The organism is Olleya sediminilitoris, assembly GCF_016785945.1.
GTDB lineage: Bacteria > Bacteroidota > Bacteroidia > Flavobacteriales > Flavobacteriaceae > Olleya > Olleya sediminilitoris.
In genome coordinates this window covers 170,619-186,357 of record NZ_JAEMEF010000005.1, presented here as the reverse complement: position 1 = coordinate 186,357, position 15,739 = coordinate 170,619, and the positions used below count along the sequence as shown (strand labels likewise).

Sequence of the window (15,739 nt, the reverse complement as noted above, 5' to 3'; positions counted from 1 at the left end):
AAAGGTTGATATATTACAATCAACCTTTAAAATTAGTGTTATTTAGTATTAATCACCATCAGCATCTTGATAGTCAACACTTACATCAAACGCTTGTAACATATCAACTTTTAAAGATACGACTACTAACTGTAATGCATCATAAGCTTCGTTCATTTTAGTATTATCGATTTCAACTTGAGTTTTTAAATCTTGATTTAAAAGTAGAATTTTCTCTCTAGCATCATCTATTCTGGTATTAATAAGTGTTGCTAAATCTGTTCTACCTAACTGAACTAAATAAGAATAAAAACCTTCTCCAATTTCTGAATTAATAGAAGTTTTACCGTTAAAAATATTTTGAGCATTATCTAAAGCTAAAATTGCTAAATCTCTTGAATTACTTCCATTGTATATAGCCTCTGCCTTTTCAGATAATGGATTTGTTGAAAAAACTCCTGCAGGAATACCAATTTTATTTGCTCTTAAACCTTTTTCAAAATAAAAAATATAATCGTTGATGAATTTATTTACAGCACTTGTTAAGGTATTATTTGTACTAGAGACAAATAAAGATCTGTAATTTGTTGTCCAATCTGTAAGAACTTCTTCGGTAATCATGCTCATAGCTTCTATCAAATCTGTTAAATACGTAATGTATTTTACGTCTTGATATTTGTTTAATAGCTCTGTATCAGAATCTGCTAAACCATAAAGCATATAATCTAATGCAGGAAATCCAACTGCGTCATTATTATTGTCATGCGTTAAGTCATAGTTTCCGTTTTCAATATTACTTTCAATATTATCTACATCTGTAGGATATATATTCATTTGGTTACGGTAACCAATAACTTCGGCTTGACCGATATCAAAAGGTTCTACTAACTGCCATTTTTTGTAAGCATCTAACCAAGCTGCTCTTAAATTATCTAAATTAACTTGATCTGGACTAGCAACAAATGTTGAGTTAGCATCAGAAAATGTTTCTAAAGAGGTTTTGAAGCTTTCAAGACTTGGTATTATAATATTGTCTGCTAAATTGGTTTGCATGGCAGCTCTATTATAATTGTCTACAACACCATTGTCATTAGAATCATCAGATTCTGAACATGCTGCTACTAGTACAAATACCGCAAAAATGTAAATTAACTTTTTCATATAAATAATAATTTTTCTTTTTTCAGTGAGCAAAAATACTTAATAGTAGCCATTTAAATAAATGACTACTATTAATAAGTTTAAATCTTAACTTCCTGCTTGCTCAGTTGTGAAACTAAACTCTGCTGAAATTGTATCAGAAAGAGTATCTAAAGTTTCGGCAGTTACATCCCAAAAACCATCACCTTGCATTAAAGAGTCTGTTAAAAACAATACTTCGTCTTTAGAAAAATATGGTTCAGTAGTCCCTGGTTTTCTTGTGAACTGTAAGCTATAAATAAATCCGTAAGCTTCAGATAATGCGTGAAAAGCTAATGCATTACTTGTTCCTAGATTATTTTTTCCTTGTTGTAAATAATAGATTGCTCTAACTGCAATTACTTGAGATATTTTTTCTCTAATAATGTCTGCTTGAGCATCACGTACGTCATAATCTTTAGCTACAATTGCAGCACGACCTAATTTAAACGCGTTGTATACATCCATTGCAATACCATTAAAGTCTGTATCGCTATCTACTCTTGACAAATACTCGTTTAAAAAGTTATCTGCTCCTAAAACTGGAACAGCTGGATTGTCTTCGTTACCATATAAGTAACCATAAGCTTCATCCCATTTATGTTCCATAGTAGTGTAATTATTATCACCATCTAAAACAGCTGCATCATTATTTGCAACATTATCTCCCGCATCTAAAACTGAAGGACTTAAGTAGTTGTTTAATATTTGATCTGTCATTAAAGCACCTATCAAACTTTTTGCAAAGGCTTGGTTATATTCTAAACCTTGTTCATTTACATAACGTGTAGTTCCTCCACCAGCTTGTTGTAATTGACCTGCATAACCAGCTGTTGCGATAGTTGTCCAGTTAGGGAATACATCCTCTACTTGTGCAAAAATATAATAATCGAATATTGCTTTTATTACTGCTGCATCTGTAGTATTTGCTGAAAAATAATCTGTAGAAGCTGCTGTTTTACTTCTAATGCTTTTGTTTGATGCATTTAAATCTGCATCACTAAAATCTGCATTACCTTCTTCATGAGCAAACATTGCATCTAAAGTTGCTTCTGTATTTGAAGTATCTAAAAAACCTGCGATTAACTCTTGAGCCATTTGAATACGTGTTGTTTGACCACTAAAGTTTACTGTTGTACTTCCATCTCTTTCAAAAGTATATGTGTCTGGAGTTGTTACAGAAGTCGTTGGTGTAACGTTTCCACCATCATCGTCGCTAGAACATGAGGTTAATGCTAAGGTTGCTAATGCTGCTAATCCGAATGCGATTTTTTTCATTTAAAAATAATTTTGTTTCTATTATTATTTAGACTAAATACAGATAGCTCTGTATTTTTTATGCAAAAATAAAAACCTAAAGCTTTTATTACAAGTTTATTTAGACCAAATTTAAATTAAAACAAAAAAAACAACATAAAAACCTATATTACAGCGTTTTAAAATAGTTAAAAATCTTTCAATTTAATTGAAAGACAATGTGTAGTAGTTAATGATATGCATTAAATATCTTAGAAGATTCATTATAAGCACTTTCAAAAGACATCGCATTTAGATTATTAACTTTTTTTGAAGTTAAATAAGACAATACCTTTTCTGTTGGCATATTACCAGTTAAGTCATCTTTAGCCATTGGACAACCTCCAAAACCTTGAATAGCTCCATCAAAACGCTTGCAACCTGCTCTATAGGCTGAATCCACTTTTTCAAACCAAGTATCTGGTGTGGTATGCAAGTGCGCACCAAACTCTATATTTTGATATTCTGGAATTAAATTAGAAAATAAATAGTCAATATTTTCAGGGTTTGAAGTGCCAACAGTATCACTTAAAGACAAGATTTTTACTCCCATTTTGCTTAAACGCTCAGTCCACTCTCCTACTATATTCACATCCCAAGGATCACCATATGGGTTACCAAATCCCATTGATATATAAACCACAACTTCTTTGTTAGCTGCATCTGCCTGATTTAAAATATCTTGAAGTAAAACTATAGATTGTGCAATAGTCTTGTGTGTATTACGCATTTGAAAATTTTCTGAAATAGAAAATGGATAGCCTAAATAATCAATCTCTGGATGCTTGCAAGCATCAGTAGCACCTCTAGAGTTAGCTATAATTGATAACAATTTACTTTTAGTTTGGCTTAAATCTAATTGTGCCAATACTTCTGCTGTATCAACCATTTGTGGTATAGCTTTAGGTGACACAAAGCTACCAAAGTCAATAGTATCAAAACCAACACGAAGCAAAGATTGGATATATTGTACTTTTTGTTTTGTAGGAATAAACTGCTTAATGCCTTGCATGGCATCTCTAGGACATTCTATAACTTTAACTTGGTTTGACATTTGCACTTTGTATTGTTCTATAAAAGTACTTTATTTTTCTGAAAGAAAGATAAAAATTGCAATTCCAATAAAGACCACAATTTGTAACCATTTTAAAATCAGACCAATATTTTTATTTTGTTTTAAGTAATCCGAAATAAATCCAGCTAAAATTGCGATTAATGCAAAAACAGCAAAAGACGTAGTCATAAATAATAATCCTAAAACGTAAAACTGAGTAACCGTATTAATAGTTTCACTGTATAAATAAGCTGGAAAAAATGCCAAAAAGAAAATAGATACTTTTGGATTTAACACATTCATGATCACACCTTGCTTAAATAATTGTCCTAAACTTTTTTTAGGGACTGCTGCATCAGACAAGGTTACATTAGCATCACTTTTAAAAACTTTATAGGCTAAATACAATAGGTATATTGCGCCTAAGGCTTTTATTATAAAAAAAAGAGTATCACTTTCTTTTATAATAGCAGAGACACCAAAGGCTACTAAAGTTGTATGGACTAAACAACCAGAAATTAAACCACATACCGTCGCTAATCCATATTTACGACCATTTGTAATACTTTGCATTAACACATAAATATTATCTGGTCCTGGAGAGATAGCTAATGCTGCTGTGGCTAGAACAAAACTGAAAAGAATTTCAAAATTCATTTAGCTTTTGTTTAAAATAGCTTGGTTTATATTTTTAATTAGACTTGGACCTTCATAAACAAATCCTGTATAAATTTGAACCAAATCTGCTCCTGCTTCAATTTTTTCTAATGCGTCTTTAGCCGAATGTATTCCGCCAACTCCAATAATAGGAAAAGCTTTATTACTTTTTTCAGCTAGATACTTTATGACTTTAGTAGATTTTTCTTTCACTGGTTGACCGCTAACACCTCCATTACCTATGTCTGACAATCTTTCTGCGGAAGCTTTAAGATTGGAGCGATCCACAGAAGTGTTACTAGCAATTACACCATCTAAATTGGTTTCTGCAATAAGCTCAATAATTTCATCTAATTGATTATTATTTAAGTCTGGAGCAATTTTTAATACAATTGGTTTTTGTTTATCAAACGTTTTATTAGCTTTTTGCACAGCTCCTATTAACTCTAATAAATAGTCTTTATCATTTAGTTTAGCATGACTACCAACGTTTGGACAACTAACATTTAGCACAAAATAGTCTACATATGGATGCAAACCATTAAAACACTCCAAGTAGTCTTTAGTATAATCTTCAGGTTTAGTCTGTGTGTTTTTACCAATGTTACCACCAATAATAAGTTTACCTTTATTTTTTTTAAGTTGAAGTATTGCTTGTTCTAATCCTTCGTTATTAAAGCCCATTCTATTAATAATCCCTTGATCGTCTTTTAATCTAAATAGACGTTGTTTTGGATTACCAGCTTGACCCTTTGGTGTAACGGTTCCTATTTCAATAAAACCAAAACCAAAATTAGCAAGTTCGTTATATAACACTGCATTTTTATCAAAACCTGCTGCTAATCCGACTGGGTTTTTAAAGGTTAAACCAAAGAGTTCACGCTCTAGTTTAGGATCTTCAATGGTATATAAACGTCTAAAAAGTTTAGACATTCCAGGTATTTTAGAGGTCGATTTTATTAATGAAAACGTGAAATGATGGATTTTTTCAGGATCGAAACTAAAAAAAAATGGTCTTAGAAGGGATTTGTACATTGTAATAGGTTTGCACAAAAGTAATTCTAATTAAAAAATTGAGCAATTCAAAAGCTGAAAAACTTAATAATCGTAACTTTGGCCTACAGTTAAATTAATTAATTTAGCTGTAAATTTAAGACAAAAATTAAAATATAAAATCACAATAAAATGATTTCAAAAGAAGATATAATTAAAAGGTTTGTAAGTTATGTTACTGTAGATACTGAGTCTGATCCTGCTAGTGACACCACACCAAGTACTGCCAAACAATGGGATTTAGCTAATGCTTTGGTTGACGAGCTAAAAACTATTGGTATGCAAGATGTAACTATAGATAAGCACGCTTACATTATGGCAACTTTACCAAGTAATGTAGATCATGACGTACCAACTATTGGTTTTATATCTCATTTTGATACGACTCCAGATTTTACTGGAGCTAATGTAAAACCTCAGATTATTGATGTTTATGATGGTAAAGACATTGTCCTTAATGCAGATGAAAACATTGTATTATCACCAGATTATTTTGAAGATTTATTACAATATAAAGGTCAAACTATTATTACTACAGACGGAACAACACTTTTAGGCGCTGATGATAAGGCTGGAATTACAGAAATTATTTCGGCAATGGAATACCTTATTGCTAATCCACAAATCAAACACGGAACAATCAGAGTTGGATTTACTCCTGATGAAGAAATTGGTCGTGGAGCTCACAAATTTGATGTTGAAAAATTTGGTGCTGATTGGGCTTATACTATGGATGGTAGTCAAATTGGAGAATTAGAATACGAAAATTTTAATGCTGCAGGTGCTGTTGTCAAAGTAAAAGGTAAAATAGTACATCCTGGATATGCTAAAGGTAAAATGGTAAACTCAATGTACATTGCAACCGAGTTTATAAACTCGTTACCAAGACTTGAAACGCCAGAACATACTGAGGGTTACCAAGGTTTTTTCCACCTATACTCTATCTCAGGTGAAGTGGAAGAAACTGTTTTAGAATACATTATCAGAGATCATGATTTAGGTCATTTTGAAGCTAGAAAAGAAATGATGCAAAAATTAACTGATGAATTAAATAACCAATACGAAAGAGAGGTTGTTACTATTGAAATTAAAGATCAGTATTTTAACATGAAAGAAAAGGTAGAACCTGTAATGCATATTGTAGATATTGCTGAAGAAGCTATGAAACAGTTAGACATTAAACCACTTATAAAAGCCATTCGTGGTGGTACAGATGGGTCACAATTAAGTTATATGGGCTTACCGTGTCCTAATATTTTTGCTGGTGGACATAACTTTCATGGTCGTTATGAGTATGTTCCTGTAGAAAGCATGATCAAGGCTACTGAAGTGATTTGCAAAATTGCAGAAATTAGTGCTGAACAAAACAAGTAAAATATGATGAAAAAAATATTAATACTTTCTGCTATTGCACTGTGTACAATAGCTTGCAAAACAGATAAAAAACAATCAAATATTACAACAGAAGTTGCTACAAAAACAGACACTTTACCTGTTATTACAGAAGTTGCACAATTTACAGGTCAACAAGTTACAGGTGTTACTGTTAGTGAGACTGGACGTATGTTTGTTAATTTTCCTAGATGGAGACCAACAGTAAAGCACTCTGTAACCGAAATTGTAAACGGACAATCTATACCATTTCCAAATAAAAATTGGAACAACTGGACAGAAGACGCAACAGTAACAGATTCTACTTTTGTAGCTGTACAATCTGTAGTTGCCTCTCAAAACGAATTGTTTGTAGTGGACACAAGAAACCCTATGTTTAAAGGTGTTATTTCTAACCCTAAAATTTTTGTTTTTGATTTACAAAAAAACGCTTTAAAACAAACCTTTACGCTAACAAACGATGTGTTTTTTAAAGACTCATATATAAATGACGTGCGTATAGATCGAAAAAATAATGTTGCTTATTTTACGGACTCTGGACATGCTGGTTTAATAATTCTAAATTTAGAATCAGGAATTTTCAAACGTGTATTGACTGATCATAAATCTACTACAGCAGAAGTAGATCATTTAACGATTAATGGTAAGCAATGGGTAAACACTGTACATTCGGACGGAATTGCATTAAACCAAATAGATAACACATTATATTTTCATGCGTTAACTGGTTACACTTTATATGCAGTATCAACTGATGTGTTAATTAATGGTACAGATCAACAAATTGAAGCAGCTGTTGAAGTTGTTGATAAAACCGCAGCACCTGACGGAATGATTTTTGACCAATCTGGTAATCTTTATTACGCAGATCTAGAAAATAACGCCATATTAAAAAGAGATTTAAACGGAAAGACAACCACTATAGCTAAAGGTGATTTAGTACGTTGGGCTGATACTTTTAGCATTTATAATGACACCTTATATTATACTAATTCTAGAATAAACGAAATATCTGGTCCAATACCTACCATGACTTTTCAAGTCAATAAAATAAGTCTTAAATAACCATGTAATGTCCCAAATGAAAAAACTAACCATACTTTTATTATTAATACTATCTGTAGTTATTAGTTGCAAAGATAAAACTGATACAAAAAGCGAAAACAGCCACATTAAACAGTCTATTTACAAAACCAGTCGCAATGAAATTGTTGTGCTAAAAATAGTAAAAGACAGTGCTTATCACATTGATTTTTTATCAACAGCTACTAAAAAGGTTCAAAATCAAAAATCTAATGATAGTACATTAAATTTTTATACACTATTACAATTTGAAGGTACTGTAAGTACAGATGGTAATCAACAATACCTAAGAGAAAATGTTATTACCAATAGCATAAAAATGAGTAATGGTAAAGCTATAAAAGCACCTATAAATGGAGCTAATATGATTTATAATACCAGTAATAATACCTTAAGTATTTTCAATAAAAAATTAGAAGTTTCAAAAAACCTTTCGATTCCAAAAACTTTAGAAATTGTAAAAAAACATAAAGACTGGAATGGTGATTACATTGATTTAAAAACAATTGAATTGTAACATTTCAAAACCAATTAATCACAAAATATAACCTAAAAAAGCCAAAACTTATGTTTTGGCTTTTGCTATTTTAATTAACTTCGTACAAATAACTAAGATTATTTTAAAAATTATTACTAATAATTAAATTAAATTCCATCAAAAATACGAGTTCACAAAACAATACAATTGATGCAGATGAAGCGGATTACTTATACGTACAACCTTCACAAATACCTAAAGCTGGTAATGGATTGTTTACTGCAATTGAAATTTATAAAGATGAAATTATAACGCTTTTTAAAGGTGAAATTTTAGATAGTAATGAAGCACATAAACGAGCTAAACAAAATAACGACAGATATTTTATTAATCTATTAAATGGTACTATAATGGATAGTATGCATACTGATTGTTTTGCTAAATATGCTAACGACACCAAAGGAAGCATCAATACTAAGTTTAAAAACAATGCAGAAATCACTTTAGATGACAATCAAAACGTCTGCATTAAAGCAACAAAAAAAATAAAATCTGGTCAAGAGATTTTTTGTGGTTATGGTAAAGCTTACTGGAAAAAGCATCAGGAATAATATTTATTTTAAAATAAACATCTGTAATTGATTTCCCGTAAGGAAAGAAAAAATTAAATTTGCATAAACACAGTAACTAACCTTATTTTAATTTTACATCTTGGAAAATAAAAAAGCACTTAAATTAATAGACAGTATCCAAAGTAACCTAGACGCTACAGGTATTAATACAGATACTTTAATTGACGACATCAAACAATTAAGAACTTATGTTTTAGAATTAGAAGTTCCTTTAGCTGTTAAAGTTTTACGTTATGCTTATGAGCATATTGAAGCTAACGACTCTTTTTTAATTCCTATTCCTGAAGATAGTCCAATTGAAGATGAAGATATTGATGTGGACACCACTGAAGCTTCGACATTGGATCCTGTTGAGAGTTTAAAATATTTAATTGCGTTAATAGGTAATCTAGAAAACAGCATGAATATCTTAGATTTAAAATATTACAAAAAAGCTTTAATGGACTACTAAGTCATTAAAGATTAAAATATAAAGCATAAAAAAAAGCCTTCTTATTATAAGAAGGCTTTTTTAGTTATAATGTGGGGAGAGCAGGATTCGAACCTGCGAAGACGTAGTCAGCAGATTTACAGTCTGCCCTCGTTGGCCGCTTGAGTATCTCCCCAAAACTGACGGCAAAGATATACTAACTTTTAATATATAACAAACAAAAAAGTGCAGTTTTTTGACGTCTTTTTTTTCGGAGTTGATTTTTAATAAGTTAGACCTGAAAAAAAATTAAATAAAAAATTAAAACATAAAAAAAGCGTAACATTTTTTAATGTTACGCTTTAAACAAAGTAGATTTGGGTTAAAATTTGTAGGTTAATACTCCTGAAAAATTTCTTGGATCTGTTTGATTAATAAAACTTGTTCTATAGGCATTGTAACCTATAGAGTCAAATACATTATTAACTAATACTCTAAAATTCCAATGATTATCAACTTTGTAAGCTAATTGGGCATTAACTTGGGTATTAGTATCAACATCAAATGGTTCTTGATTTGGTACAATACCTTCATGTGTTACTGCTCCTGCACTCCAGTCATTAATTGGACGTTCTCCTGTATAATAGACTCCTGCTCCAACTGATAAACCTTGTAATTCTTCTTTAAAACTATAATTAGCATACACATTAAACGTATGCTTAGGTGTGTTTAAAGGTGCTGAACCATATACATATGACGTGTGTTCTTTGTACTGTGCAACAATGTATGAATATCCAGTAATGACTTCTAAATTATCTAAAATACGACCTGTAAGCTCTACTTCTATTCCTTTTCTTTCATCATTACCTCCTTTAGCATAATACCCTGTTTCTTCCCAGTTAACATCATATACCGGTAGATTAATATCTTTATTATTTATTTTGAAGTAAGTTAAGTTAAAACGCAATCTGCTATTTAACCAATTGGTTTTAATACCTGCTTCAAATTGGTCGTAACGCTCATTACCTAACTCATTTCCATTAACATCTAATCTTGTTGCTGTTCTTGGATAGGAGCTATTGGTATAAGAAGCAAAGACATTTACATTTTCTATTGGAGAAACAATAATACCACCTAATGGATTAAAAGCATCACTTTCAGTTGTTTCAGTTTCTGTGATTGTTCTGGTTTTACTGTAACGTAATCCAAAAAAGGCTTTTAAATACTTGTTAAACTTTACAACATCTTGAGCAACAAATCCTAACGCTTTTGATTTAGCTGATTGAATTGAAATTGCTGAAAAGTCTATATCACTAGGCAATACACTTGTATTGCTAGTAAAAACATCTATGGTATCTACAGTAGTTGCACGTTGTGAAGTTGTATTATAATTATTGGTGCGATAGTCAAATCCTACTTGAAAAGTATGTGAAATATTTCCTGTTTTTAGTTCATCACCTATTAAGTCAAATTGAATGACACTATTATTGTCTTCTCTAGTTGACAGAGAATACCCTCTTGATCTTTGATTATAAATTGAATTACCATCTACATCACTAACTACACCACCTAAACTAGCTCCTTTATCATCAAGCTCTAAATTAGATTTATAATAAGCTCCTTTTAAGCTTAATTTGTCAGATAATACTCTATCAAATCTAACAGCATAAGTTGTATTAGTCGTTAATGCTTTATCATCTTCAAAACCTAAAAACTGATCATATGGTAAGTCATAAATTAAATTCTGATCATTTTCACCAAGGTTTACAGTTCCTAAATCTGGAGTTCGGCTATCTTCAAAATAATCTAATTCTAAAGTTATAGTTGTTTTGTCATCTGCTTTCCATTGAAAAGAAGGGTTGATGTAAAATCGATCAGAACTTATTCCATCTCTATAACTATCGGCACGCTCTAAAGCTCCATTTAATCTAAAAGCAGTTGTTTCAGTTTTGGCCAAAGGACCATAAACATCAAAAGTAGTTCTAGCTTGACCAAAGCTTCCACCACGTAAAGATACATTACCACCAAATTCATATTTAGGAGTCTTAGTAACAAGATTTATAATACCTCCTGGACTTCCTAAATCGGTTGCAACACCTTGCGTAATTGATGCTGCACCTTTTAAAACCTGTATATTATCTACACCTTGCATATCTGTCAAAATACCTTGACCTCTAAAATCTGAATGCACTCTAACTCCGTTTTTTAAAACAGGAATTCCTCTAAAGCCTCGAGAAGACATACTTTCTCTTTTATTACCATAGGTAGCAAATGTATACACACCAGGAACGTTTTTGGTTGCATCAGAAATTGTTAAATTACCTTGCTGTTCTATCAATTTATCTGATATTATAGATATACTTTGAATTTGTTCATAAGGCGCTAATGGTAATCTAGTCAAAGCTTCAATTTTATCAGGATGCTTAAAACGGTTACCAAAAACTTCTACTTCGTCTAAATCACCATCAAATTGAAGTTTAAATGTTAATGTTTTTGTTTCGTTTTCAGTTAAGTTGACAACTTGATTTACTATTTTGTAACCAACTGAAGACACCTTAATAGTGTAAGTCCCATTTTTAAGATCTTCGAACATAAAAAAACCATCAGCATCTGCTGATACACCTATATATGTTCCTTCTAAGGTGATTGATGCATACGGAATTATTTCATCTGCTTCATTAGTAACAGTACCAGTTATTTTAGATTGTGAAAATGACAACTGAACTGCCATAATTAATATAAAAGTTATTTGCTTAAACATAATATTATTTAGATTGATTTTAAATAAAGCGCAAATATAATCTTCAAAACTAAAATTTCAAAGTTTATTTATATTTAATCTAAATAAAAATAAATATTAGTCAGAGATAGAAATAGATAGAGATAAAAAATGTAGTTTTTTAAATTGCTCTAAATAATATATAATGAAAAAAGTATCTTCTGTTGAAGAATATATCCAAAATAATCATGTCTATAGAGAGGTCCTAAATTTAATAAATACTTAAAATATTAAAACAGAATTAAAAGATAAGCATAGATTATTATATAATACACAAGAAGGAAAAACCAAGTTACTTAGACAATTAAGATTTAAATCCATTAATGATGTAGACTTAAATATTATAAATACTTATTTAAAAAAAGCTCTATATAATCAAAAAAGAAGAATAAATAGCGTACACTTAAAAATCCTTAAAAAAGTTTGAGACAGTTTTGCTTTTAGGCTAACGTTAACTATTAGCTTTTAAAACACTTAAATCTATAAACAACATGAATATTGTAATTACTTAACAGAGGCAAACTAAACAAAAACGAATAGAAAAAATCAAACCCTTAATAATAGACCATAAAGGATTATATGATAAATACAAAAACTGTTGAATAAAAAAAGGCGACCAATTAATTGGTCGCCTTTTTATAATATAATGTAAAATGTATTTACTTTTTTAAGCTAGTTGCTGGTTTATTTAACGCAGAGCTCATTTCCATTGAAATAGCTGAACGATCAAATTTTAATTTTCCAGACATGGTTTCAATAACACAACTATTGTCTTTGTCGTTAAGCTCGGCAATTTTACCATGCATACCACTTTTAGTTATTACTTTATCACCACGTTTTAAATCTGCAGCAAATTGCTTTTCTTTTTTTGCACGTTTCATTTGTGGTGCAATCATAAAGAAATACACTACAGCAAACATGGCAATTATAGGTAAAAAACTGCTAATACTTTCCATTACTTAATAACTGGTCCTAAATTAGTATTAGCTCCTTTTGCTGCTGCATTAGGGTCTGGAGTAATAAAAGCTGAAATCTTTACAGACTCTTTTCCTGAAGCTGTGTTAGCTGTTATGTTGATTACTTTAGATGTTTTGTTAGCGCCTTTACCGTTAAATTTAACAGTAAATTTGTCTGATGCTCCAACTGCTAATGGCTCTCTTGACCAATCTTTTGGTACAGTACAACCACATGTACTTTTAATATCTGTAATTACTAATGGTGCCTCACCTGTATTTGTGTAAGTAAATACTGTTTCTTGAGGAGTACCAGAAACTATTTGACCAAAGTCATGCTCTTTTTTATCAAAAGTAATTACAGGTAATTTGTCAGATTTTGCATCTCTCTCTGCTGCTGCAGTTACATTACTTGCGTCAATTTTAGCTGCTGCATTTTGCTTACATGATGTTAAGCTGATTAAGCATACTGCGCTTAATAGAATCAATACTTTTTTCATAATAGGTATTTAGTTTTGTTGAAACCTTAACATTTAAAGTTTCTAGTTTTATAAATTTAGAACTGTAAAAATAATAATATTTTTTTACTACATCAATCCTCGACCAACTTTATTTAGCTTTCCGTCCTCTTGGTATTCTTTTAACAGTTTATCCAAAATACCATTTATAAAGATGCTACTTTTTGGTGTTGAGTACTCTTTTGATATTTCAAGATACTCGTTAATGGTTACTTTAGTTGGTATTGACGGAAAATTCGTTAGCTCGCAAATGGCCATTTTTAGCAACACCAAATCTAAACTTGCAATACGCTCTGTATCCCAGTTTTTAGTCTTACCTGCAATTTCTTCGCTAAGTTTAGACTGATTTAACAATGTTTTTTTAAACAAATTAATAGCATATTGCTTATCCTCTATATCTTTATATAGTTTAGGCGTTAAAAAACGGTCGTCTGACGTTTCTTTAATTTTGCGTAATAACTTTAATATAGCTGTATTAACCGTTGGTAGGTCATCTAACCAAGTTAGGTTTTTGTCTTCGATATAATCGTAAAGTTTATCGTTTGGTGCGATAATTTCTTTAAAGACATCTAAAATAAAATTTTTGTCTTCTTTAAAAGTAGATGTTTTAGTAGACATGTACTCTTTGTAAAGATCACTTGCTAAAATATCCTTATAGATAATCTCAACATACTCATTATCTAACTGCCAATTGTTAATATTTTTAGCTTCAAACTCGCTTTTTAAAGCTTCGTTGTTAGTGATTAATTGTAAAACTTGATTATTTACAAATTTTTTGTTTGGATTTTTTTCTTCTGGAGTTGCTAAATGCTTTTTTTGGATGGTTTCTAATTGAGATTTAGAACGCTTTCCTACTTCTATAATTAACGAAAACATCGTTAAATATAAATTATACATGTTATCTATACTGTATAATAAAAATTTTTGGTCTTTAGAAAAATCATCACTTTCTGTACCATTAAATGCATATAAAACCTGCATTACTTTAACACGAATATGTCGTCTACTTAGCATACTTACAAAGAACTTTAAATTTCAATTAGTTTGAAATACTTTTTTTTAATAATTAAAAAGGCGAAAGTTTTCACTTTCGCCTTGCAAAAATAGTATATTATATGATATCTATTGTTGATTTTCTTTTTTTCTTGCTTCAATTCTTGCTAAAGCAATATTTAATGCTGCTTGATGCGTTGTTATATCATTAGTTTCAGCATTACTTAAAATTTCTAAAGTAGTATTATAGATATTTTCAGTTTTTCTCATTATTTCTTGTTTACCATAGTTTTCTAACTCGGCATAAACATTAATAATTCCACCAGCATTAATTAAAAAATCTGGTGCGTAAACAATACCTTTTTGTTGTAAGATACGACCATGAGTCAACTCATCTGCTAATTGGTTATTTGCAGCACCAGCAATAACTTTAGCTTGAATAGTATTAATTGTAGTATCGTTAATTGTTGCTCCTAAAGCACAAGGTGCATATATATCTACAGCTTCAGCATATACGTTATTTCCTTTGTAAATAGAGGCACCATATTTTTTACTGATTGCTTCTAATCGTTCTTGATTAATATCATCAATAATTACTTTGGCTCCATCGTTTGTTAAATGCTCTACAAGTGATTCTCCAACGTGACCAATACCTTGAACAATGACTGTTCTATCTTCTAAAACATCTGTTCCAAATTTATATTTTGCAGCAGCTTTCATACCCATAAACACACCATAAGCTGTGATTGGAGATGGGTTACCTGCTCCTCCTTTATCTTCAGATATACCTGTTACATAAGGTGTCACTTCTCTAACTGTATCCATGTCAGCAGTTTCCATACCAACATCTTCAGCAGTAATGTACTTACCACTTAAACTGTGTACAAACTCTCCAAAACGCTTCATTAATTCTGGCGTTTTTTGTGTTTTAGCATCACCTATAATGACCGCTTTTCCACCACCAAGGTTTAAACCTGTAATAGCAGACTTAAAAGTCATACCTCTAGATAAACGTAATACATCATTTACAGCTTCCCATTCATTGGCATATTGCCACATTCTGGTACCTCCTAAAGCAGGTCCTAAAACTGTGTTATGAATTCCGATTATTGCTTTTAATCCTGTATCTTTGTCGTTGCAAAAAACGACTTGTTCGTGATTATCAAAAGATAATTGCCCAAAAACAGGATCTGCTTTTGATAATTGATTGGTATTGATTAATTCTGAAACCATTTAGTAAACATTTTAATTTAATACATAGATTTTACATTATTTATAAAATCA

Annotated in this window: 15 protein-coding genes and 1 tRNA gene; 5 read left to right on the top strand and 11 right to left on the bottom strand. The window is 30.7% G+C overall.

Going from position 1 to position 15,739, the window contains the following annotated elements; all coding sequences use genetic code 11:
* Nucleotides 1-48: 48 nt before the first annotated feature.
* The 5 genes from JAO71_RS08030 to JAO71_RS08010 form a co-directional block, all read right to left on the bottom strand.
* Nucleotides 49-1,140, bottom strand: coding sequence for an imelysin family protein (locus JAO71_RS08030; RefSeq protein ID WP_054852776.1), 1,092 nt, complete (start codon nucleotides 1,138-1,140; stop codon nucleotides 49-51).
* 87 nt (nucleotides 1,141-1,227) lie between these two features.
* Complete coding sequence (locus tag JAO71_RS08025) at nucleotides 1,228-2,436, bottom strand: DUF4856 domain-containing protein (protein WP_203000106.1); 1,209 nt, start codon at nucleotides 2,434-2,436, stop codon at nucleotides 1,228-1,230.
* 208 nt (nucleotides 2,437-2,644) lie between these two features.
* A complete protein-coding gene (locus JAO71_RS08020; protein WP_203000104.1) occupies nucleotides 2,645-3,508 on the bottom strand; it encodes a hydroxymethylglutaryl-CoA lyase in 864 nt (287 codons plus the stop codon).
* 30 nt (nucleotides 3,509-3,538) lie between these two features.
* On the bottom strand, nucleotides 3,539-4,165 hold the full coding sequence (locus JAO71_RS08015) for a LysE family translocator (protein WP_203000102.1): 627 nt from the start codon (nucleotides 4,163-4,165) through the stop codon (nucleotides 3,539-3,541).
* Complete coding sequence (locus JAO71_RS08010; protein WP_203000100.1) at nucleotides 4,166-5,200, bottom strand: quinone-dependent dihydroorotate dehydrogenase; 1,035 nt, start codon at nucleotides 5,198-5,200, stop codon at nucleotides 4,166-4,168. It lies immediately after the preceding gene.
* Nucleotides 5,201-5,350: 150 nt separating this feature from the next.
* Here JAO71_RS08010 and pepT point away from each other — a divergent pair, with 150 nt between their 5' ends.
* From pepT to JAO71_RS07985, 5 genes are all read left to right on the top strand, one after another.
* A complete protein-coding gene (gene pepT, locus JAO71_RS08005; RefSeq protein WP_203000098.1) occupies nucleotides 5,351-6,592 on the top strand; it encodes a peptidase T in 1,242 nt (413 codons plus the stop codon).
* A 3-nt stretch (nucleotides 6,593-6,595) separates the two neighbouring features.
* Complete coding sequence (locus JAO71_RS08000; RefSeq protein ID WP_317193470.1) at nucleotides 6,596-7,675, top strand: L-dopachrome tautomerase-related protein; 1,080 nt, start codon at nucleotides 6,596-6,598, stop codon at nucleotides 7,673-7,675.
* Between the two features lie 16 nt (nucleotides 7,676-7,691).
* On the top strand, nucleotides 7,692-8,210 hold the full coding sequence (locus JAO71_RS07995; protein ID WP_203000097.1) for a hypothetical protein: 519 nt from the start codon (nucleotides 7,692-7,694) through the stop codon (nucleotides 8,208-8,210).
* Nucleotides 8,211-8,443: 233 nt separating this feature from the next.
* Nucleotides 8,444-8,782, top strand: coding sequence for an SET domain-containing protein-lysine N-methyltransferase (locus tag JAO71_RS07990; protein WP_215906974.1), 339 nt, complete (start codon nucleotides 8,444-8,446; stop codon nucleotides 8,780-8,782).
* Between the two features lie 100 nt (nucleotides 8,783-8,882).
* Nucleotides 8,883-9,254, top strand: coding sequence for a hypothetical protein (locus JAO71_RS07985; protein WP_054852784.1), 372 nt, complete (start codon nucleotides 8,883-8,885; stop codon nucleotides 9,252-9,254).
* A 72-nt stretch (nucleotides 9,255-9,326) separates the two neighbouring features.
* Here the strand turns inward: JAO71_RS07985 and JAO71_RS07980 are convergent.
* The 6 genes from JAO71_RS07980 to JAO71_RS07955 all read right to left on the bottom strand — a co-directional run bounded on the left by JAO71_RS07980 (nucleotide 9,327) and on the right by JAO71_RS07955 (nucleotide 15,688).
* A tRNA-Tyr gene (locus JAO71_RS07980) sits at nucleotides 9,327-9,408 on the bottom strand.
* Between the two features lie 186 nt (nucleotides 9,409-9,594).
* Nucleotides 9,595-11,973, bottom strand: coding sequence for a TonB-dependent receptor (locus JAO71_RS07975; RefSeq protein ID WP_116824385.1), 2,379 nt, complete (start codon nucleotides 11,971-11,973; stop codon nucleotides 9,595-9,597).
* A gap of 677 nt (nucleotides 11,974-12,650) precedes the next feature.
* On the bottom strand, nucleotides 12,651-12,947 hold the full coding sequence (yajC, locus tag JAO71_RS07970; RefSeq protein WP_054852786.1) for a preprotein translocase subunit YajC: 297 nt from the start codon (nucleotides 12,945-12,947) through the stop codon (nucleotides 12,651-12,653).
* The gene (locus JAO71_RS07965) at nucleotides 12,947-13,444 is read right to left on the bottom strand and encodes a DUF1573 domain-containing protein (RefSeq protein WP_036599036.1); all 498 of its coding nucleotides are present in this window, start codon (nucleotides 13,442-13,444) and stop codon (nucleotides 12,947-12,949) included. The genes yajC and JAO71_RS07965 overlap by 1 nt, the downstream gene beginning before the upstream one ends.
* 87 nt (nucleotides 13,445-13,531) lie before the next feature.
* Nucleotides 13,532-14,476 (bottom strand): transcription antitermination factor NusB, encoded by a 945-nt coding sequence (gene nusB, locus JAO71_RS07960; protein ID WP_236011213.1) that lies wholly within the window; start codon nucleotides 14,474-14,476, stop codon nucleotides 13,532-13,534.
* 108 nt (nucleotides 14,477-14,584) lie between these two features.
* Nucleotides 14,585-15,688 carry a Glu/Leu/Phe/Val family dehydrogenase gene (locus JAO71_RS07955; protein WP_028289932.1) on the bottom strand — a complete coding sequence of 368 codons (1,104 nt, stop codon included), beginning with the start codon at nucleotides 15,686-15,688 and terminating at the stop codon, nucleotides 14,585-14,587.
* Between the last annotated feature and the right edge of the window lie 51 nt (nucleotides 15,689-15,739).